The organism is Microbulbifer epialgicus, assembly GCF_041447265.1.
GTDB lineage: Bacteria > Pseudomonadota > Gammaproteobacteria > Pseudomonadales > Cellvibrionaceae > Microbulbifer > Microbulbifer epialgicus.
On record NZ_JBGMEK010000004.1, the window covers coordinates 44,558 to 66,015 of the forward strand.

16 protein-coding genes are annotated in these 21,458 nt (G+C 48.2%); 1 reads left to right on the forward strand and 15 read right to left on the reverse strand.

What is annotated here, in order from left to right:
• Positions 1 to 592 precede the first annotated feature (592 nt).
• On the reverse strand, positions 593 to 1,567 hold the full coding sequence (locus tag ACCI49_RS03235; protein ID WP_371837540.1) for a DJ-1/PfpI family protein: 975 nt from the start codon (positions 1,565 to 1,567) through the stop codon (positions 593 to 595).
• 628 nt (positions 1,568 to 2,195) lie between these two features.
• Here ACCI49_RS03235 and ACCI49_RS03240 point away from each other — a divergent pair.
• Positions 2,196 to 2,510, forward strand: a complete 315-nt coding sequence (locus tag ACCI49_RS03240) for a hypothetical protein (RefSeq protein ID WP_371837541.1) — start codon at positions 2,196 to 2,198, stop codon at positions 2,508 to 2,510.
• On the opposite strand, the gene ACCI49_RS03245 is transcribed toward ACCI49_RS03240, so the two are convergent.
• From ACCI49_RS03245 to relA, 14 genes are all read right to left on the reverse strand, one after another.
• The gene (locus ACCI49_RS03245) at positions 2,485 to 3,012 is read right to left on the reverse strand and encodes a hypothetical protein (RefSeq protein ID WP_371837542.1); all 528 of its coding nucleotides are present in this window, start codon (positions 3,010 to 3,012) and stop codon (positions 2,485 to 2,487) included. The two genes, ACCI49_RS03240 and ACCI49_RS03245, sit on opposite strands and share 26 nt — an antisense overlap.
• A gap of 2 nt (positions 3,013 to 3,014) precedes the next feature.
• On the reverse strand, positions 3,015 to 8,015 hold the full coding sequence (locus tag ACCI49_RS03250; RefSeq protein WP_371837543.1) for an RHS repeat-associated core domain-containing protein: 5,001 nt from the start codon (positions 8,013 to 8,015) through the stop codon (positions 3,015 to 3,017).
• Positions 8,016 to 8,659: 644 nt separating this feature from the next.
• Positions 8,660 to 9,061, reverse strand: a complete 402-nt coding sequence (locus ACCI49_RS03255) for a nuclear transport factor 2 family protein (RefSeq protein ID WP_371837544.1) — start codon at positions 9,059 to 9,061, stop codon at positions 8,660 to 8,662.
• Between the two features lie 174 nt (positions 9,062 to 9,235).
• Positions 9,236 to 9,394 carry a hypothetical protein gene (locus tag ACCI49_RS03260; protein WP_371837545.1) on the reverse strand — a complete coding sequence of 53 codons (159 nt, stop codon included), beginning with the start codon at positions 9,392 to 9,394 and terminating at the stop codon, positions 9,236 to 9,238.
• A 103-nt stretch (positions 9,395 to 9,497) separates the two neighbouring features.
• On the reverse strand, positions 9,498 to 9,659 hold the full coding sequence (locus tag ACCI49_RS03265; RefSeq protein WP_371837546.1) for a hypothetical protein: 162 nt from the start codon (positions 9,657 to 9,659) through the stop codon (positions 9,498 to 9,500).
• A 233-nt stretch (positions 9,660 to 9,892) separates the two neighbouring features.
• Entirely contained in the window at positions 9,893 to 11,014 is a 1,122-nt protein-coding gene (locus ACCI49_RS03270; protein WP_371837547.1) for a tRNA-queuosine alpha-mannosyltransferase domain-containing protein, read from the reverse strand.
• Positions 11,015 to 11,094: 80 nt separating this feature from the next.
• Positions 11,095 to 11,976 (reverse strand): NAD(P)-dependent oxidoreductase, encoded by an 882-nt coding sequence (locus ACCI49_RS03275; protein WP_371837548.1) that lies wholly within the window; start codon positions 11,974 to 11,976, stop codon positions 11,095 to 11,097.
• 5 nt (positions 11,977 to 11,981) lie between these two features.
• Positions 11,982 to 12,779 (reverse strand): undecaprenyl-diphosphate phosphatase, encoded by a 798-nt coding sequence (locus tag ACCI49_RS03280; protein WP_371837549.1) that lies wholly within the window; start codon positions 12,777 to 12,779, stop codon positions 11,982 to 11,984.
• 3 nt (positions 12,780 to 12,782) lie between these two features.
• Positions 12,783 to 13,484, reverse strand: a complete 702-nt coding sequence (tsaB, locus tag ACCI49_RS03285) for a tRNA (adenosine(37)-N6)-threonylcarbamoyltransferase complex dimerization subunit type 1 TsaB (RefSeq protein WP_371837550.1) — start codon at positions 13,482 to 13,484, stop codon at positions 12,783 to 12,785.
• 1,184 nt (positions 13,485 to 14,668) lie between these two features.
• A complete protein-coding gene (locus tag ACCI49_RS03290; protein ID WP_371837551.1) occupies positions 14,669 to 15,466 on the reverse strand; it encodes a hypothetical protein in 798 nt (265 codons plus the stop codon).
• 267 nt (positions 15,467 to 15,733) lie between these two features.
• Entirely contained in the window at positions 15,734 to 16,732 is a 999-nt protein-coding gene (gene hemH / locus ACCI49_RS03295) for a ferrochelatase (protein ID WP_371837552.1), read from the reverse strand.
• A gap of 171 nt (positions 16,733 to 16,903) precedes the next feature.
• The gene (adk, locus tag ACCI49_RS03300; protein ID WP_371837553.1) at positions 16,904 to 17,557 is read right to left on the reverse strand and encodes an adenylate kinase; all 654 of its coding nucleotides are present in this window, start codon (positions 17,555 to 17,557) and stop codon (positions 16,904 to 16,906) included.
• Positions 17,558 to 17,701: 144 nt separating this feature from the next.
• Positions 17,702 to 18,529, reverse strand: a complete 828-nt coding sequence (mazG, locus tag ACCI49_RS03305; protein WP_371837554.1) for a nucleoside triphosphate pyrophosphohydrolase — start codon at positions 18,527 to 18,529, stop codon at positions 17,702 to 17,704.
• A gap of 14 nt (positions 18,530 to 18,543) precedes the next feature.
• Positions 18,544 to 20,790 carry a GTP diphosphokinase gene (gene relA / locus ACCI49_RS03310; protein ID WP_371837555.1) on the reverse strand — a complete coding sequence of 749 codons (2,247 nt, stop codon included), beginning with the start codon at positions 20,788 to 20,790 and terminating at the stop codon, positions 18,544 to 18,546.
• Positions 20,791 to 21,458 lie beyond the last annotated feature (668 nt).

Here is a 21,458-nt window from a genome sequence, read left to right on the forward strand (position 1 = left end):
ACCCTTGCAATTAAATATGACTGACTGGTTTCAATTTCATTAGCTGGAAATAAATAGCCCACAATCTATTCGCCGCTGAAGATTTACAACACTAAAATTGCCAGTGTTTTAATCTGAGTGGCGGAAAACCAAGTAGGAAAGACGATTGTGAAAGCGGCCCTCCTCCTCTTTTCGTTGTGCTTAATACCCACTTATTCCCTTGCTTCTTCTGTTGGAGTCACGTTGGAAAACTGGGACAGTATTTGTGAAGTGCAAGTCACAGGAGGAAAGAACCCATCATTCACAAACTATCAGACCTACAAAAATGTACGAAAAGGATGGAGGATTGAGAGGCCGTACCAAATATGCTACCGCCGCAATGAAGTGCCCGCACAATGCAACTCAAAAATGACCTTATGGCGCTGCAAACGATATGTGGAATCAGACGATCCCAAGGGCAATATGTTTCCGCTGTTCTAATTTATGGAAACTTTGAGGCAATGGGAGTGCGTCGACGATAAATACGGACTCACGCTTCACGCCAAAAACCGAATTTACAATATCTGGTCCAACCGCAACTCCTCGCCCCCCTCTATCGCACTTAGATGCCAGTCTACGATGGCTGAGCAAGTATGCTTAACTTAATCACCCAGGGCTGGGATTTAGAGGGGGAAACAAAATCAACCTGGAACTCAGCATGCTCATCAATAGAATGATATACCCACCTATTAGCATTGGATTTCTTTAGATCCTTCTTCCATTTAGATTTCTCTATCATCTGCTCATTTAGCCAATTTTTTACCGCATTTATATCTGCAGATAGTTGAAATGCGGAATACCAATCCTCCAGGCTACCGTAGCTATACTCCTCTGAAACAAACTGAATAGAGCCAGGCAGGTCACCAAGGTCAGGCATAATCCTGTCTGCCATCATACCCCGGATATAACCACCCTGTGGCCGCCACTGATACTCTATCTTCGCAGCAACACTTTTGGCTTTCTCCATCGTATCAACCTTACTCACCAGGTATAGAGCGCCATCTATTCCTGACGATAACCCTGCGGTAGTAATAAGCTGCCCGTTATCTACAAATTTTTTATCCTTAACTAACTCAATATCAGGGAAGCTGCTCTCAAAGGAATTAAAGGCTCCGCGAATAGTGGTTGCTTTCTTTCCATCAAGCAGCCCGGTATTCGCCAGAATAAAGGCACCGTTACATACCGTTAAAACATATTGTACCTGCTCCGACTGCTCCTTAATCCACCGCAATATTTTTGGGTTCTCCATCGCTTTATTGATGCCACCCCCAGGGATAATTACCGCATCAAATTGACTCTCCTGATCAAAGCTGGTATCTGGAACCACCTGCAATCCCATCGCTGAGGTAATGGTTTCGCCATTTTCAGAAATGGTGGTCAAGCGATAGTTTGCCTGACCAAAAACTTCATAAGGGCCGGCATAATCAATAGTTTGCGCATCGTCGTACAGCAGTATTCCAATATGAAAAGCATCCTTAGATATGGAGTGCGCCCAAGTCACACTGCTTAAAAGTAGCGAGTACAGGGCAGTCCAGAGAAACAGTCTCATGCTTATATCCTTATTAACTTAAATTTAAAATTCAGTCATTTTTAGCAGGTACAGAGGTATATTCGACAATTTATCATCGACATCACGAAAGTCCTGCCATATGAATAGAACGCCTCTAGTCGAGGCAGCTAAAAGCATAAATTAATAGGACTAGTCGCAAAGGACATAAAGTCGACAAATTAGGACATTGACTATCAGATATGGAGTCTTTCTATCTCAGTGATAATATTTGAGTTGGATATTGGCAATGTTTGCATACTCTCCATTGCCCTATATTTCTTCATATGCCCGGAAGGTAGCGCTGTGCCAGTGAGGAGTCTAAATAAATCTATGGCCCGGCAGACCAATAGCGAAGATGATTCCACCGGCTGCTTCTGGGAAGGTTGATTCAGTCCCAGGTTTACTAGAAGGAAAAGCCCTGGCAGCCTGTATAATTGGATTAGTTTAGACCAAAGAGCTTCTGTCATTTACAGGCAGCGAGCGTCTGATAAGGCCAAAAGGACTGCCCTTTCAGCCAAATCACTATTTAGGGCTGGTGGACTGCTATAGTCGACATTTAGATCCCCGAAAGCGCAGTTCTATCTTTGAAAACACGCCTTCTATTCTTAAGCAATTAGGTAGCTCGCCAATGCATTGGCTCTACCTCAATCGAAATTTTGAAAGTCGCTTTAAAGGCTTTGTGGTACCAGTGGAGGCAGTACGGCAAGTTTGTACCCAGCTCGATAAACGCTGGGTGCACGGTATAGGCGATTGTCGGCGCTTCCTTTTACTCCTGAACCAAAGAAAAGCAGTTGTTAAGGCGGAGCCATATAATATTATTTTCAATCCTTCAAATTATGGCTATCCAGAAATCCTGTCTGCTTTATCAACTTTAGCTGCTAGCTTCATACCACCTAAAACATCAACTTTATTTGAAACTAAAAAACCACCTCACAACCTATAAATTCAGAGTATTTATAAACGCCTACCGGCAGGCTAAATATATCTGATTCCATAACAATTACATCACCAGATGAAAGGGCAGTTAATGCCCCAACTATTGCCCAAAATATCCTAGGCTCCACTCTATGCCTACCCGCTTTACTCGTTATTTTATAAGTGAAGCCAATTTTAGCCCACTTTTCAGACATACTTTTTATTTCATTCTCTTCCAAATTTCGCCCATAGTCTTCTAACATGTCAATTTCTAATTCATCATCATCTGGGTCATTAGGCATGAAAGATAGAACTAATGTATTAACCTCAACGGAAACTAATTCATAATCCTTACCTAGCACTAAGCAATCTTCTTCGCTTACAGGTTTATCTTTGCCAATTTCTTGGAAAATAACCCCTCCAAACTCTTGAATTTCGCCTTCAATTAACAACTCACACATCAAATTTTTCAACTTGTAAAAATAAATTGGAGCCTTATTACCGGGTATAACTTCAACATCTATACTCATAATTAATCCCTTAGTGACGCCTTCCTTTCAGCATCAATAACTACCAACCCATCGGATGTATCTATCAATATTTCTTTATAGACGTTTTCCAAGAAAATATTGGCTTTACTATTGTCAACATGATCAATGACTTGCTGTGCGTTAAATTGAGGGGTCTGCACATGAATAACAGCCTCCCTCCCTGTACCTTCTGGCAAGTGATTAACGTGACTACTTGGCCAGCTTTCTGCTTTCTGAATTTGTCCAGCGTTTTCCTTTATTTTTCTGAAAATATTTTTTAAGTTACTTGTTTCAGGTTTATTTTTAAGTGAAACAGGTATTTCCTGACCGCTCCCAGCTTGAGTAAAGTAACCTTCAATTCCCTGCTTGCTGTCGCCAAAATCAAAAACACCTCCTCCATGTAATTCACCAAATCTAATTGCTTGAGGCCCCTCATGCGGAAAATCAACCGTACCTCTTATTATTACTTCAGGCTTGTCTGGAACACTTGAGCCTAATTTACTACACTTCTTTTTTTTGTCAGCTTGCAAGCCAAACGGATCAATCCAGCCTAATGGATTAGGCACATACCGATAATTATTAGCCCCCCCCAACAACCCAATCGGGTCCTGTTGAGTAAACTCCCCAACCTGCGGATCATAGTACCTAAACCGATTGTAGTGCAGCCCGGTCTCTTCATCGAAGTACTGCCCCTGGAATCGAATCGGTTGTTCAATTTGGTTTTCTTGGGCTAAGGCGATATTACCATAGCTCTTGTAGGCAACACTCCATACCACTTCACCTTCTTCGTTAGTAAGAGTGTCAGGAGTACCGAGGTGGTCCAGGTGGTAATGATAGACCTGTTCTTTATCTTGCTGACTTTCCTTTAACGCAACCGGTTTAAAGGTATTTGGCTCGAAGTAGTAGGTGCGGGTATTGAGGTCCTGCTTGGTTTGGTTGTCGGTGTTGGTTTCCTTGAGGAGGGTATCGCCGTCCCAGAGGAAGTTGGTTTGTTCTGTATTTGTGGCTTTGCCGATACGGCGGCCCAGGGGGTCATATTGGTAATGGATGGCCTTCTGGAATTGCTCTGTGCCCTTCTCTACTTTGAGCTTTTCTACCCGCACCAGTTGTTGGCGGCTGTTGTAGTGGTAGCGGGTTTGCAGTTTTTGCCCTTTGCCGCGCAGTTCGGCAATGCGGTTGCCGTGGATATCGTAGCGGTAGTGGGTGTCGCCACGGAAGGCTAGGCGGTTGCCTTTGACCTGGGTGGCGCCAGCCTGTTGTTTGGCTTCATCTTTTGAGTTAGCGGCGGCGAGAATATTGTGTGCGGGGTCGTGTACAAAATATTCCGGATTGGGGCCATCTACCTGGGTAAGGCGATCCAGGGCGTCGTAGTGGTAGTTACGGGTTCCTCGCAGGCTGTCTTCGATCTTGGCGATTTGGCCGGCTTTGTTGTATTGATAGCCGCGCTCCAGTATGGGATAGGTATTTTGTACTGGATCGGAGACTGGGCTCTGGTTTTCACTGCTGGCTTTACCCAGGCGCAGTTTTTGCAGGCGGCCTTGGGGGTCGTAGTCCTTTTGGCTTTCCAGTCCATTGCCGTGTTGGCGCTGGCTTTCCCTGCCCTGTTCGTCGTGGCTGATACTGGTGATCAGTTGATCGGAATCACTGCCTACAGGGCGACGGTGCAGGCTTTGGAATTGGCCTGAGGGATTGAAGGCGAAGCTTAGTGTTTCACCGTGGGGCAGTGTGGTGGCAGTCCGATTGCCGGCGGCGTCGTATTGGTGGCTGAGTTTTTCTTTGCCTTGCCAGTCGGTAATCAGGCGACCATTAGCGTCGTATTCCCAGCGGAGTTTGCGGTGGGCGTTTTCGGCTTCGATCAGTTGTCCGCTGCGGTTGTAGCGGAAGTTGGTAATGCCGTCTGGGGTAATTTCTTCTATGAGGCGACCGAAGGGGTCGCGTTCGAAGATGGTGTTAATGCCTTTGCCGGTTTCGGGGTCGGTAACCGCCCTGGAGCTGGCGAGGTGGCCGGCGCGATTGTAGGCGTAGCGGGTGATGCGGCCATCGAAGCCGATTTCTTCAATCAGGCGTTCGTTAAGGTCGTATTTCAGCTGGTAACGCTCGTCGTTTTCATTGGTGAGGCCAATAAGGTTGCGTTCACCGTCGTAGTGATATTCCAGGCGACTGCCATCGGGGTTGGTGCGGGTTTTTACCTGGCTGAGGCCGTCGTAGGTGTAGCTGGTGCTGCGACCCTCGGAATCGATCACTTCGGCGAGTAACCCGTGGGGGTCGTAACTGTATTGAGTACGGGCGCCATCCGGGGTGGTGATTGCGTGAATACGGTCTTGGGTGTCGTATTCGTAGCGGGTGATCTGGCCGGGGGCGTGCTGCACTTCTTCGAGGCGCCGGGCGCTATCGTAGCGGTAGTGCTGGGCACGGCCCATGGGGTCTTTTACCGCAGCAAGGTTCCCTTCCGGGTTCCAGAGGTAGCGGGTGGTATTGCCAAGAGGGTCGGTGACACTGCCGATTAAACCAACGGGGTTGTAGCCGTATTGGGTGCTGTTACCGAGAGGATCTTTGGTGGCTACGATCTGGCCGTTTTTATTGTATTCACGTTGCCAGCTGTTACCGTTGGGGTCGGTAATTTTTGCGGGGAGCCCTTCGCTGTTGTATTCGATACGATGACTGTTGCCACTGGCATCCACTTTTTTAACCAGGCGGCCCTGATCGTCGTAATGGCAGTGTTCTTCCCGGTGGCTGCCATGATCGCTGGGCAGTTGTACGCGGGTGATTTGGCCGAGGTCATTATAGGTGTAGAGGGTTTCTGCACCTTCGGGGTCGCGGTGGTAAATAGGTAAGGCGCGATCGTTAAAACGGTAGCGTTCTTTACCGCCGCGAGTGTCAGTAACGGTTACGCCCTTGCCGTCATCATCCCAAACAAATTGGTAGTTGTAAGTGTCCTGCCCATCGATGGGATCGCCCCATTGGCGTACACAGCGGGCGGAGGGGCCTTCGGCATCCCATTCAAAGTGGAAGCGGTAGCCGCTTTTTAGAGTGCGCTGTTTGATGACATGGTGATGGTACTGGTAGTGCTCGCTGTGGCCATCGGCATCGGTGGCTTTGATCAGGTCTCCTTCATCACTGTATTCATAGTGGGCGAGTATTTTGATACGGCCATCGCGGGTTTCTTTTTTGAGTTCGCCGATATGGTGGCTGTTGCCACTTCCTTCCGGTGGGGTGATATGCAGGGCTTCACCGAGGCTGCTTTCGATGCAGATCAGGCGTTCATCGATATAGTGGAACAGGTAGTAGTTGCCGTAGCCATCGCGGATTTCTGAGAGTTTGAGGCTGCCTGTATCACCGGTGGCTTTAAAATGTTTTTGCACTCCCTTTGGGGCACCGTAGGGAGTGATAAACCAGTGTTCGTCATTAACACGGGTAAGAGTTAAATGCTCTACCACGTTGTGACTGCGACCACTGTCTCCTGGTACGGGCAGGCTGATAACCCGGCCTTCGGCATCGTGGTATTGCACGGTTTTACCGGGGCGCCAGACCAGTTTCTCTCCCAGGGTGTGGGTCCAGCCGTGGCCCAGGCCGAAGTCTTTGGGATTGCTGCTGCGGTAGGTGCGGGAAAAAATAAATGGCAAGGGGCCATCGAGCATGGCATCCGATAAAGTAAGGCGCTCTTCCCCTGTTTTTAAATTAATTGGATCGCCACATTCACAGGCCTTGGCATTGTCTTGAGAGCTGCCGTCATTATGGTTTTTGCCAGTAGCAGTACTGGCTTTATCCGGCTCGTTGGATGGGTTGGGATTACTATTTTGGGTCTGTTTTTCTTGTGTGCTGGTATCACTTTCTGGGTTGGTGTCATTATTATGACGCTGGCTTTGCGTGGACCCCCCCCCAGTTGGCAAAGGGCCACCTTCACTGTAAGGATTGACGGTCTCACTAGATGGTAAGTCGGCAAAACTGGCTCCCTTACCTTCGTCCGCATCTTTGCCGCTATACTTTTTGGATAGCAGGCTGCGCTGCTTTTTGATTTTTGCGAACTCCAACATTAAATCGCCCACAGCCCGGTAGGATGTCATCAGGCGTGCATTTTTAGCGATAACCACAGCAGCACCGGCACCGGCAGTAACTACTGCCAGCACAAATGTGAGGATAATTTCAAAGACACCACCGCCAGCCATTTCAGTAATTTCAAGGCTGTGCTGAGCATTTGCGTAATCCTTGGCAAAACGATAAATCGCATCACGCAGCGGCGCTTCTTCATAAATCAATTCGGCCACTTCGAAAGCCAGCTCCAGCTGCGCTTGAGTAATTTTTGAAGGGTCGAAACCGAGGACGTCCACTACTTCTCTGTGTATTAGCGATAAGTGCTCTTCAATTGACTCCTCAAAACTTTTGTCATTCAAGAGATAACTAACCGTTGCCCTACGTGCTTCTAAGCTCAGGCGGATAGGATGAACCAGCGCTACCACATCCAGAACATCCTTACACCAGGTCACCAGCCCCCAAGCAGCGTTTCCAAGCCCTGTAGCGCCGTGATTGATATATGCACCTACCTTTTCCAGGGTGGAACGCTGTTCATGACGCTGCTGAATTTCAGCGGCTTCTGCTTTCTCCTGCACAATAATTTGTTGCAAGCTCATGTAGATTTGAGGGATAAGCTTGGCTTGCTTTTGAGTGAGCACCTCATCGGCAAATGGCGCTTCTTCAATAATCAAGGTATTTTGAGCCAGGGCTTTATAAATAACCTTCTCGAAATAAGAAAGGCTTTCTGGAACTTCAGGATGAGCGGAGAATGATGTGCCACCCTGATTGTTGGATTGATATCCAGACTGAAAGAAGTCTTGGACGCCATCCCCCATCCCAAAGAAGTGATCGTAAATTTTCTGCAGGGTGGACTTACTGAACATGCTGAGCAGTCGCTCAGGATCCACTGGCCCGGTCAGGGCTGGTTCACTACCCGAATTCTTTTGGGCAATATGGCTAATCCCATGGATATTTTCGATAAATAGCTGCACGGTTTACCTTTTATCCATCGCAAACTGGACTTTTGGACGCCAACTCTCAATTACCTGGAATAGGCATGATCAGCTTTATGAACCAGATATCACAAAGCCACTCAATCACTGATATTTTCAAGCAATATTCTGTTGGCAGATTTTTTTGTATTAAAAAAGAAAGTGCTGATAAGGAAGCACACGATATCCGGCAAGACTACAACTAACCAGATATATTTACCTGCATATTGTGGTTATGAAAAGCCAAGTGATTATACAGAGCAGAACAAAAAGATGAATTACATGGAAATACAAATTAATCCCCATCAATATATATCTACAGACAGGGGATTGACCTACAAAAAAGAGTTGCTGGTCTGACATGGATATTATTCGAGCAACAATATCACCCCTCTATTGTACTGAAAAGGGGAAAGGAAAGAATACACTGCGCTCCGGACCGTATGAGGGATGAATGCCGATTACGAGCTTACAGAGACATATATTCACAACGAGTCTCGAGTGCAATGTATTCTTTCCTTCTGGCCCAGTAGTAATCCTCAATTAATTTTATGCTTTGGAATGATTCTAATAATTGCATTTCGCTTAATTTTAACACCCTAAACTTTTCAATGAGTCGGTGCTGACGGAAGCCAAAAAGTAACTTATATAGGCGCCTTAAAATCACCTCTAACCGGCGCTGTATCGTAAATAATTGTTACTGAAGAAAATGCACTTAAGTCAGCGGCAAGATCAAAAACATCAACCGTATCAATAGTGGCTGGCTTATTATTTTCAACAGCACGTGTATAGCTTACATAAACAGCGACTTGGTTTGGATCTACAACACCCAGCATAATATTCTTTAAAGTCATAGACCGATCTTTTGTTGCCTTTATTACATAGGAGTAAAAATCCACCACTCGACATTCTCCAAATATTGGCGAAAAAACCATTGCATCTTTAGTAAAAAGAGCTAGCAAGGCCTCTAGATCCCCTTTCTCCAAGGCAGATAAATACTTTCGACACAAACTCTGTACGACTTTCGTCCGATTAAACTTATTCATTAATCCAGACCTACTAAATAGAGGGAAAGAAAGAATGCACTGCGCTCGGGACCGTATGAGGCATGGATGCCGATTGTGAGCTTACAGGGATGTATTCACAGCGCGTCTCGAGTGTAGTGTATTCATCCCTTCTGAGCCAATAGTAATAAGAACTACACTTCTAAATCTCGATATTCACCGCTCTTGCCCGTCCAGAGTTTGGTCCACCATCTCTCCACATAGTCCCAAATAATTGCTAGGATCGAGCATTTTATCCACCTCGCAGGGACTGAGATTGGCAGACACTTCCGGGTTTTCTTTTAATAGATTCGCAAAGGGCTGCCTACTTTTCACCGCATCGCAGCAATTTTGGTAACCCAGGTCATGAGCTTTTTCACGACCAATTTGGGGCCCAACGCCATCATAACCGCTTCAGAGAAGCAATCGGTACAGCCTGCTACAAATTACTTCTCGCCACCATCAGTGTATCCCGGTGCTCTTTTGCCAGCTTACCCAAGGCTGGGGAAATAGCCTCCACATCGGCTTCTATCAAATCCAATGCCGCGCGGATCTGTAACACCGTGGCCGTGTCGGTGATATCCTGAGCACTGGGTTTCACTTAGGTCAATTTAATCCGCGAAACTTGATAAAATTCAGCTTAGCCTCAAGCCAAAAAATAGAAATCCAAGTATACCGATTACACCGTCGGCTACTACAGTCAGGTACAGCCCCAGCTAAATAATGAAGGGTCACCACCAAATGTGGATGAGAAGAAATAGTGGGAAGCTCAAAAGACAATGACCAATAGGACTTGACCGCCATCCTTGCGAACAAACAGGCTAAATGAATTTTTTATAAACTACTTAAACACTCATCATATAGTTTCTTTGCTCTCCCCCAAGAGAATGAATCAAGTGCCATCTTAAAGAGCGGCTCTTCCCTTTTAATTGCCTCAGCACTGGCCTCCAGTTTTCCAACTGCATTATCAACATTTATATAACGAAATTTTTCTGGATAAAGCTCAGGATAACACTGCTCATCCGGCACCAATGGCGTACACCCTGCCACTGCAGCCTCCATTACTGCCAGCCCTTGAAATTCATGGTATGCCGTGGATAAGAAAACATGGCTGTTGCGAAGGGTCTGCCAATAGGTTTTTGCATCTTCTACATATCCAACAACCAGAAGATAATTCGCGAATTCCTGTTTAATCTGCTCAAACTCTCTTGGACTATTGCGGAACGATTGGCCCATCAGATTAAGGAGGAAGCTCACTTTTCTCTCTTTTAGGCTCTGGAGGATTTGTAACAACCGGTCAGCGCCTTTATCATACTCCCAGCGGGCGGCCCAACTTATGATCAGTGAATCTTTCGGCACTTTACCTTGGTAACCCTGTTCCCAGCGGTGATTCCAGGAAAAGTCAGCCATATTTTTTTTCTTTTCAAAGATTTTATCCTCCAAAGGAACAGGCAATACCTGTGACTTACGCTCAATTTCCTCACAAACCCCTTGCGGCACACAATCTGGAAAACGCTTTAGTAATTTCGCAGCACCCTCAATTAGGGTGCGACGATTGTATTCCGAGTTAAATAACAGAAGATCCCCAGCCAATGCGGTATAAATATTAAGTAGCTGCGGCTCAATGGACTGAAAAGCATCTGAGCTTATCGGGTAGGCAAATTGATTTTCATGGAAATACACTACCGTGGGTATCCCTACAATTTCCGGCACCAGCCCACGGAGGGCACTAAGATCGGTCATGGAGGTAACAATAATCAGGTCCCATTCCTGCTTCAGAGTTTGCGCAGCTTCACCCCTGGCCCAAGTCAAACTATTACCTCGGATGCGCCAGCTGAAATAGCGGGGTGGCAAAGTGAGAGCGCTCCACTGCCATTCGGGAAAGGCGGCGACCAGGCCCTTGCGCCAACGCTTGTGGCTATCCGCGTCGTAAGCCGAGAGCAGTAGAACTTTCATTGAGAATAAAATAACTAAGGTCTTAAATGCAGGGCTGGAAGTTAAAATATCCAGCCCTGTATGTATTTAGGCAGGGAATGTCAATCGAAGGAACGCACATTCATTAAACGAGCAAACAGGCTGGAAGTATCCCAGCGAGAGCCGCCGATGGCCTGCACTTCGCTGTAAAATTGGTCAACTAATGCAGTCACCGGCAATAGGGCCCCGTTACTCTGGGCTTCCTGCAGAACGATCGCCAAATCCTTGCGCATCCAGTCTACAGCGAAGCCATGATCATACTCTCCTGCCAACATGGTTTTTGAACGATTTTCCATTTGCCAGCTCTGGGCGGCCCCTTTGGAGATCACTTCCACCACTTGCTCTGCATTCAGCCCGGCAGCCTTGGCAAAATGTAACCCCTCGGCAAGCCCTTGGACCACCCCGGCAATACAGATCTGATTGACCATTTTGCACAACTGGCCACTACCCACGGGGCCCATCAGCGTCACAGCGCGCGCAAAGGTATCAACCAGTGGCTGGATACGCTGGAAATCCGCTTGCTCACCGCCAACCATGACTGTCAGCACGCCATTTTCTGCACCCGCCTGCCCACCGGATACTGGCGCATCGAGAAACCCTATGCCCTTGTCTTTGCCAATCTCCGCAAGCTCTCGTGCAACATCGGCTGAGGCAGTGGTGTGATCCACAAACAGGCTGCCTTTTTCCATAGCAGCAAAAGCACCCTGCTCACCGATTGCCACTTCGCGCAGGTCGTTATCGTTACCTACGCAAGCGAATACCACTTCTGCTCCTTTTACTGCTTCAGCCGGCGTGGAGAAACTCTCACCCTCATATTCCCCCAGCCATTTTTCAGCACGGCTGGGGGTGCGATTATAAACTCTCACTTTATGGCCGGCTTTGGACAGATAACCAGCCATGGGGTATCCCATCACTCCCAACCCTAAAAACGCTACGGTTGCCATATTTATTAACCCCATATCATCCAAATAAGGGCCGCACCCAGTATCAGGCGGTATATCGCGAATGGCGCCATGCCGATGCGGCTAATAAACTGTAGGAAAAAGTGAATGCACAAATAAGCGCTGATAAACGAAAGTACCGTGCCCAGTAGAATATCGCCCCAGGGCACACTTTCTAAAGCAAGTAGATCGTATGTCAGTAACATCGCTGGCAAAGCGATTGCCGGTATCGATAATAGAAAAGAAAAGCGCGCAGCGGCTTCACGTTTCATACCAAGCATGAGTCCAGCTGTCATGGTTATTCCTGAGCGGGAGGTGCCAGGGATGAGAGCCAGGATCTGGGCACAACCGATTAACAAGGCCTTTTTCCAATTGAGCTGTGTTAGGGTCTGCGTTCGAGCTCCACGCACATCTGCCACCCAAAGCAGTAAGCCAAATCCGATGGTAGTCGCTGCAATTACCGCGGCCGAACGCAAGTGGGTTTCTATATAACCCTTAAATATCAATCCTACGAGGCCGACTGGAATAGTAGCCAGTACAATTAACCAAGCCAGCCGCCCTTCATCACTAAATTGTCCTGATCCGAACCCTCCCAGCCCGTCGCGTACCAGTAACCAAATATCCTTGCGAAAATAGGTGATTACAGCAATCAGTGAACCAAAATGTACAGCTACATCAAAAGCCAGCCCTTGATCCTGCCAACCCAGAACCTCTGAGGGTAAAATCAGGTGTGCCGAACTGGAGATAGGTAAAAATTCAGTTAACCCTTGAATCAGGGCCAATACAACAATCTGAAATATTTCCATGAATTACTTGGATCTTATTTTTTGTCGTTTCTGCCAGGTCACTTCATTACGCAAGTACGCTGGCTCCAACTCTTCTGCTATTACTGCGGTGCCTTCCTGCCAAAGTGGCACGGCCAACTGAGCAATATCCCTCGCATGGATCATGATATCCAGATCAACTCCATTTACCTGAGCCCCACTGAGGGCTTCATAATGCCAGCCCGGGCCAGCACCATAAATTGGGCGCGACCACTCAGTCTCTTTTAATGACATAACTACTTTTTCAGGATTCTGTACAGCCTCGGGCAACTGACTACAATTGGGCGAGTCAACCGAGTAAACGCCCCAGTATACTTGCTGCATACGCGCATCCAGCATTGAAACTATGGGAGCATCCTTCCATTCCGGGTGAGCACGCCTGGCACCCAAGGCCAAGGCAGCCAGACTTGATACCGGTACCACGGGTCTATCGACAGAGAAAGCCAATCCCTGCACACAGCTGATCGCGATACGCAACCCGGTGAATGAACCGGGTCCGCGGCTGACCGCGAAGGCGTCCAGCTCCTTCAGAGTTAACCCTACATCAGCCAAGACCTCGTCAACCATTGGCAACAGACGACGGGTATAGTCACGCTCCGCCTGTACAAACCGCTCGGTGGTCTGGCCATCACTGTAGAGTGCTACAGAACAGGCGCCGGAAGTCGTATCCAGGGCAAGAATCTTCACAACAATCTCAAACCAGGTAGCTGAAGAATGTATATTGTGACACGGTCCCAAGGGTGAGTCATGTAAATTAGTCCAGCACTGTTAGGCTGGAAATCACCTTAATGCCATTGACTACTGTGTGAACCAGGTGGTTTTTAGCTAGGGGAAGAGAACTCTACATTAGTTAACGGTCATTTTCCTGCAGGGCACTTAAACTAAGCCCCATTAGCACCATCGACCCTAAATCCAGTAACCCAAGATTATCTTCAGTATTTTAACTACTGCTACCATCTGGGTCCCACTGGAAATATTTGCCTGTTTATACAAACAATCAATTAAGTAGGGCCCGAGTCAAGTAATACAAGGAACTTCCCTGCACTGCAAAAAAAATTCAGCTTATTCTTTAATGCAAAAATTAACAAAGTACACTGCGCTCGGCTTCAGAGTAGGCACGGATCCGGATTATGAGTGTACAGAAATGTATTCATAGCGTGTCGTGAAAGAAGTGTATTTTTACTTCCGACCCGGTAATAACTTCTAAAACAATTATCCTTCCTTTAAAGGATGTTATTCTAAAATTGCCTTGATTAATTAAAAAATTTTTATTTCTTACTATCGTTTATGCTATAAGCTTAAGCGGTCATTCATGGGAACTAAAGTAGCTGAAACTACTCGACCTGAAGATATCAGTTTCATTGCCGATAATACTTATTATAAAGATAGCGAATGACTGCCTGCATACAGATGCGATTGGCATCTCCCCAGGGAATAGGCTTAACCTTGTGATATTGAGCAGTTACTGCTGGGTCAGAAGGAAAGAATACACTGCACTCGAAACGCGCTGTGAATACATCCCTGTAAGCTCGTAATCGGCATCCATGCCTCATACGGTCCCGAGCGCAGTGTATTCTTTCCTTCCCCCTTTTTAGTAAATGCTTAATCGAGCCGAATTACCAACGACATTCATTCTCAAAATTACTACCGCTCGGAAGTAAAAATACACTTCTTTCACGACACGCTATGAATACATTTCTGTACACTCATAATCCGCATCCATACCTCATACAGAGCCGAGCGCCGTGTATTCTCCTCCTCCGCCTCTTTAGTAACTTTACTGATACGCTTTAAACAGAAAACCCCGGCTTATGCCGGGGTTAATCAAAACCAGTAAGGCTCAACAAGAAGCTGTCATAGCCAGACTAGCATTATGCCGCTTTTTTCGGTGGGCGGCCGCGCCGTGCGGCACCGGCCTTAGGTGGGCGACCGCGACGAGCGGGCGCTTTCTTTGTCGCTGCTGCAGTGGCTTTCTTGGGGCGCCCTACTCTCTTCGCTGGCTTAGCTGCAGAAGTTGCCTTCTTCGGCCGCCCTACGCGCTTGGCCGGCTTAGCTGCGGCAGCCTTCTTAGGACGACCAGCTTTTTTCGCAGTAGAGCTTTTTTTAGCTACTGCTTTTTTCACCTTCTTGGCTTCGGCCTTCAGCTTGGCAGCAGCTTTTTTCTCCAGCTCCTTGGCCTTGGCTGCAGCTTTCTTAGCTGCGGCCTTCACTTTAGCCTCAGCCTTCTTTTCAGCGGCTTTGATTTTTTTGGCGTGGTTTTTCTCCCTCGTCTTCACCCAACGTGCCTCAAACGCTTTTAGTGCCGCAGCCAAGTCTTTATCTGCCTTGGCAGACAGGCTATCCGCTAGAGAGGTCACCTTTTCTTTGGCAGCAGCTTCGGCAAGACGAACAGCATCCATAGCCTTGGCTTTGGCAAGATCCATCTTAGCCATTGCCAGCTTGGCGCGCAATTCCTTCGCCTTACTATTAGCATTGGTTAACGAAGTCTTAGCCACCGCAGTGTTACTTTTTTGTGCTCGCGCTTTCGCTTTTGCAACACGATCAAGCTGTGCATCCAGTGACTTGCTCGCTGCATCTACCGCCTTTTGCGCCTTCGAGACCACTGGCGACGCTGCGGTCGAACCAGTTGCTTTCTTCGCACGCGTACTCTTTTTTACTACTCTTGCCATCCCTTGTCTCCTCACTAAAAAGAAGAAGTACATCCAAAAGTGTGCCGGCAGCATTGCCTGTTTGCTATCGAATAAAAACTGCAACGGGCTGTTTTTATTACTTATGCAGAGCGCCGCACCGCCTATTTCGATACAACTTTATCAAAGTTAATAAAAATACCCGGCATTGCAAGTAAAAAAGCGAAAAATGAGAAACTTTCCGGCAAAAAAGTATCTTTTTCTTATCAAATGGCTCTCGAAAGCCATTTTTCCGGCCCCTGTTGGAAATTATTTTGTCCCAGGTAACTTGTCTTCAACAATTGCAGCGAGCGCCTTAATGTGGTCCTCTCGCAAATTGAGAGAGGGGATATACCGATAGTCACCGCCTCCAGACTCGATAAAATTAGCGCGATTCTCTACCGAAATTTCTTCCAGAGTCTCCAGGCAATCCGCTGAAAATGCTGGGCAAATAACATCAACACTCTTTACTCCGCTCTTGCCCCACTCAATCAGCGTTCTATCAGTATAGGGTTGCAGCCACTCGGCCTTGCCAAAACGGGACTGGAAAGTGACTTGCCACCGGTTTTCCTTAATTTGTAATGCTTCAGCCAAAAGACGTGCGGTTTCCATGCAGTGTCGATAATAAGGGTCCCCCTTATCAACGTTTGCCTTAGGAATACCATGAAATGACAGAAGTAGTTTTTCAGCTTGCCCGTGAACCTGCCAGTGCTCCCTGACCGAATTGGCAAGGGATTTAATATAGAGAGGGTTATGGTAATAGTCCCGAACCAAAGAAATATCCGGAATATCACGACTTTTACGAAAAATCTGCGCCACTTGATCATAAATTGCGGCGGTTGTTGTAGCTGAGTACTGCGGATACAAGGGAAAAACAATAAAGGATTCGTAGTCTTTTTGACGTAGGTCAGCAATCACTTTATCCAGGCGTGGCTCACCGTAGGTCATCGCATATTCAACCGCAATATCTCGTCCGCTATTACGCAGCTGTTCTTGTAACAGCTCAGCTTGCCGGCGCGTATAGTAGAGAAGTGGTGATCCTTCAACCCCTGCACCATCGGCACTACGATTCCAAATTTCTTCATAAGCCGGTGCAATGCGCTTAGGGCGAAACGGCAAAATGAAGCCGTTTAATATCGCCAGCCACAATGGACGGGGTATTTCCACAACGCGGGGATCGGAGAGGAATTCCTTCAAAAAACTTCTTACCGCTGGCGCAGACGGCTGCGCTGGAGTGCCCAAATTCATCAAAACTATCGCCGTGGACATAAGTGGACCCGTCTGAAATACAATTTTGTCAAGAAAACCTGCCGGCAATCTTAATGGTTGAACTAATAACTACAAGTGAAAGGCTTTTCTAAAAACCAACAAAGGAGCTATTAAGCGGATACAAAAAAGCCCCCAAAAGGAGGCTTTGTAGAGAAACCGTCATCGAAGCGATCAAGCCAAGGCTTCGAACACCTTCTCGCGAATATCATCCATGCTGCCGACACCCATAACTTTGGTATATTTGGGAGAAGCTTCTGGAGAACGGGCTTCCAGTTCGCGGTAGAAGCCAACCAGTGGTGCAGTCTGCTCATGATATACAGCCAAGCGCTTGCGCACGGTCTCTTCGGTATCATCACTTCGCTGAATCAGGGCCTCTCCAGTCACATCATCCAGGCCCTCGGACTTGGGCGGATTGTACTCGATGTGATAGACGCGACCCGAGCCCTCGTGGACGCGTCGGCCGGAGAGGCGCTTGACGATTTCTTCGTCTTCAACGGCAATCTCCAGTACGTGATCAATAGGAACATCCGCATCCAGTAAAGCCTGCGCCTGGGGGATGGTGCGGGGAAAACCGTCAAACAAGAATCCGTTTGCACAGTCCGCTTGGGCAATACGCTCCTTCACCAGGGCTATAATCAGGTCATCGGAAACCAATTTGCCGGCCTCCATTATGTCTTTTGCCTGCAAGCCAAGGGGAGTACCCGCTTTCACCGCTGCGCGAAGCATATCGCCGGTGGAGATCTGCGGAATGCCGAACTTCTCTGTTATGAATTGTGCCTGAGTGCCCTTGCCGGCCCCCGGCGCCCCCAAGAGAATAATTCGCATGTTCAGTTAGCCTCCAAAACTGTCGACGCACCAATAGAGCCGCCGCGCTAAAAGAGCGCTACCTTACACGCAGACCCCAAATTGGGCAAGATTACAGCCGATCCCGCCCCATTCCCACCAGGTTCTACCTGTCCACGACTAGAGTTAACCATCAAGTTCGCGCCCCTCCTCCATTTTTGCTTGCTCCCAGAGCTGATCCAGCTCCTCAAGACTGGCATCAGTGGGCCGCCGCCCCTCAGAGGACAGCGCCATTTCCACAGCAGCAAAGCGCCGCTCAAACTTGCGATTGCAGTAGCGTAGGGCTGCTTCGGGGTCGGCTTTCAAGTGACGGGCCGCATTCACGCAGGAAAACAACAGATCTCCGAGTTCCTCGCCAGCATGCTCCTGGTCTCCGCTGGCAACGGCCTCGCGCAACTCCGCTACCTCTTCTTCAATTTTGTCCAATACACCATTGATATCTGGCCAGTCGAAACCCACCTGGGAAGCCCGTTTCTGTAATTTGGCCGCACGTGTCAGAGCAGGTAGGCCTGCTGTCACCCCAGCCAAAGCCCCCGCTTCACCCTTTGCACTGCGTTCTTCAGCCTTAATAGCCTCCCAATTCTGTTTCACCTCTGCTTCACCCGCAGATGAGGAATCATTCTCCCCGTGGAGTTCTCCACTGGGAAACACATGGGGGTGGCGGCGCACCAGCTTTCGCACCAGGGTATCCACAATGCGGGGAAAATCGAAATAGCATTGCTCGCGACCTAACTGCGAATAAAAAATCACCTGGAATAACAGGTCACCAAGCTCCTCATGCAGATGTTCGAAGTCCTCAGTCTCAATTGCCTCGGCAACCTCGTAAGCCTCTTCAATGGTGGAGGGCACTATACTGGCAAACGTCTGTTTCAGATCCCAAGGACAACCACCTTCAGGGTTGCGCAGCTGAGCCATCAGATGGAGCAAATCCTCCAACGTATATTGGTATTGCATTTAATCCCCTTTTCTCAGCGCAGCATACGTCGCTTCGCATATGCCACATTCGGTAGCTGATTTATCCGATGCAGAACCGAGCTTAACTCTTCAAAATTGTGGATCTCAGCACTGAGGACCATTTCTACCGTGTGCTTATTCTTGTTCGAGTGGGTTTGCATGGCTGTAATATTGATCTTCTGGCTATCCAGCATCGCGGTGACGTCGCGCAGCAGGCCTAGGCGATCATAGGCTCCAATTACAATCTCCACCGCGTAGAGTTGACGTGGCTTTTCCGCCCAACTGACCTGGAGCACACGCTCAGATTCCTCAGTTTGCATGCGCAGCATATTTGCGCAGTCCTTGCGGTGAATAGAAACTCCACGACCAAGGGTGATATACCCCATGATTTCGTCACCGGGCACCGGGTTACAGCAACCTGCGATATGAGTGAGCAGATTGCCGACACCATCGATATAAACATCCGCCTTGCCTTCGCCACGGGCGACCGGGGCTGTGAGCGATGGCACCCGTTCGACATTGTCAACCTTGACCATACGCTGGGCAGTATTCAGCACTTGGCCAACGCCAATGTCACCGGCACCCACAGCTGCATACAAATCATCAAGCGAATGCATATTCAGTTTGGCTGCAAGCTTTTCAAAGTTGAAATCGCTCAGTGCCAACTGCTTAAATTCACCATCGAGAATACTGCGACCATCTGCAATATTCTGGTCTCGCGCCTGCTGCTTGAACCAGTGAATAATTTTGGCGCGTGCCCGCGGGGTGTTGATATAGCCCATCCCCGAAGACAGCCAATCGCGACTGGGCGCCTCGCGCTTGCCGGTAAGAATCTCCACCTGGTTGGCAGTTTGCAGTTCGTAGTTCAGGGGCACAATACGCCCATCAACCTTGGCACCGCGACAGCGATGACCGATCTCGGTGTGAATTTTGTAGGCGAAGTCCAGTGGCGTAGCCTTGCGAGGGAGATCCACTACGTGACCGTCCGGAGTAAACACATAGATGCGTGAATCCCCTTCACCAGTCTGCAGATCATCCTGCAGGGGGTTGCCTCCCACCTCCTCGTGCCAATCGAGTACTTGGCGCAACCAGGAAATTTTCTGCTCATAGCTGTCCTGGCTTTCGGTTTTCAGGTCGGTGCCCTTATAGCGCCAATGTGCACAAACACCATATTCGGCCTCCTCATGCATAGCAAAAGTACGGATCTGTACTTCCAGTACCTTCTGCTCTGGACCAATCACAGCGGTGTGTAGGGAGCGATATCCGTTCTCCTTGGGGGAGGCGATATAGTCATCAAACTCGTTAGGGATGTTACGCCACAAATTATGCACTATCCCTAATACTGCATAACAATCCCGCACCGTGGGCACCAATATGCGCACAGCACGGATATCGTACACTTGTGAGAAACCAATATTTTTTCGGCGCATTTTGCGCCAGATACTGTAGATATGCTTCGCCCGGCCATAGACATCCCCCTCAATATCCGCAAGTGCCAATTCTGACCGAAGCAGCTCAAGTACCTCGTCGATATACTTCTGCCGCGCCAGGCGCTTTTCATCCAGTAAACGCGCAATCTGCTTATAATCTTCCGGCTCCAGGTAGCGAAAGGAGAGGTCTTCCAGCTCCCACTTGATATGGCCAATACCCAGTCGGTGCGCCAGTGGTGCATAGACATCGGCTACCTCGCGCGCTACCCGGGTACGCTTGGCCGGTTCGGCATTCTTTGCCGCGCGAATTGCACAGGTACGCTCCGCAAGCTTGATTAAAGCTACTCGTACATCATCTACAAGCGCCACCAGCATGCGGCGGATATTCTCTGAGTGCTCCTCTACGGCTCCACCCCTGTGCTCATCACCGGTATCCGCGCTGCGGCTGCGAATTGCCGCCATACGCAATACACCACGGATCAACTTGGCTACTGTTGAACCAAATTCTTCCTCGACACTTTTTATAAGTAAGCGCTTTTCCCGCACAGCCCGGTAAAGAACGGCGGCAACCAGCGCCTCGGAGTCAATTTGCAAATCCGCAAGAATCTCTGCCATCTCCAGACCGGTAGCAAAACTGCTAGCACCTTCCGCCCAGATATTTTCCGCTTCTATGGCCCGCTGTTCTGCTTCGGCACTCACCTCCGCAGCGCGACGAAGTGTTACTATGGCTGCGCCATCCAGACCCGCCAACTTTTGCATATGGCGAAGCCACGATTCCAGATTGAGCTCGCTCTCACCTCCGAAGGAATGATGTTTTCTGACTTGAACCATGCTTATAGGGCCGAAACAGGAAATTGGAAGCTTATTGGCACTAGTTACCCACTCACCAAACTGCGGTACCAGGTAATATTTACGCAAATTCCCCGTACAGGGGCGCTTCTATCATAGGTTTGAACACACCAAAGTCCACGAATTTCTTTATATTTTTCAATAAGCTGCGCGAAATTCAGCAACTTACTGCCACCCGAACCCGGCACCGCGCAAAAGTAGCCAGCAAATTGCCCCTCATACTGGCCAATCAGTCACATAAAAATTTGAGACAATAGCTCCACACATCAAATCCAGGATAAAAACTGGCAAGTTCTTGCACACAAACAGCTTGCAATAATAATTTTGTTTTAAAAGACAGGCCGTCATCCAAATCCGTTGAGATGGCAACAATTCAAGGTGAGTCACCTACAAACTTACTACTGGGCCGAAAATAATTAATGCACTCCTATCGCGACACGTAGTGAATATAGTCGTGTACTCTCGCAATCCGCCCTCATGCTTCATACAGCTCCGAGTGAAATGTATTCTTCACTCCCAACTTTTTAGCAATGACTAAATCATGGGATTTTTTGAACCAGATCAATAAACCATTAAATAAAAATCAACTAAATCCGAGCAAGTATGAAGGCACCACCAGACGAAAAAATCCGTACATTGTACAAAGATCT

Coding starts and splice junctions, on each gene's coding strand:
- ACCI49_RS03235 (WP_371837540.1), bottom strand. CDS start 1,567: ATGAGACTGTTTCTCTGGACTGCCCTGTACTCGCTACTTTTAAGCAGT.
- ACCI49_RS03240 (WP_371837541.1), top strand. CDS start 2,196: ATGCATTGGCTCTACCTCAATCGAAATTTTGAAAGTCGCTTTAAAGGC.
- ACCI49_RS03245 (WP_371837542.1), bottom strand. CDS start 3,012: ATGAGTATAGATGTTGAAGTTATACCCGGTAATAAGGCTCCAATTTAT.
- ACCI49_RS03255 (WP_371837544.1), bottom strand. CDS start 9,061: ATGAATAAGTTTAATCGGACGAAAGTCGTACAGAGTTTGTGTCGAAAG.
- ACCI49_RS03270 (WP_371837547.1), bottom strand. CDS start 11,014: ATGAAAGTTCTACTGCTCTCGGCTTACGACGCGGATAGCCACAAGCGT.
- ACCI49_RS03275 (WP_371837548.1), bottom strand. CDS start 11,976: ATGGCAACCGTAGCGTTTTTAGGGTTGGGAGTGATGGGATACCCCATG.
- ACCI49_RS03280 (WP_371837549.1), bottom strand. CDS start 12,779: ATGGAAATATTTCAGATTGTTGTATTGGCCCTGATTCAAGGGTTAACT.
- ACCI49_RS03290 (WP_371837551.1), bottom strand. CDS start 15,466: ATGGCAAGAGTAGTAAAAAAGAGTACGCGTGCGAAGAAAGCAACTGGT.
- hemH (WP_371837552.1), bottom strand. CDS start 16,732: ATGTCCACGGCGATAGTTTTGATGAATTTGGGCACTCCAGCGCAGCCG.
- adk (WP_371837553.1), bottom strand. CDS start 17,557: ATGCGAATTATTCTCTTGGGGGCGCCGGGGGCCGGCAAGGGCACTCAG.
- mazG (WP_371837554.1), bottom strand. CDS start 18,529: ATGCAATACCAATATACGTTGGAGGATTTGCTCCATCTGATGGCTCAG.
- relA (WP_371837555.1), bottom strand. CDS start 20,790: ATGGTTCAAGTCAGAAAACATCATTCCTTCGGAGGTGAGAGCGAGCTC.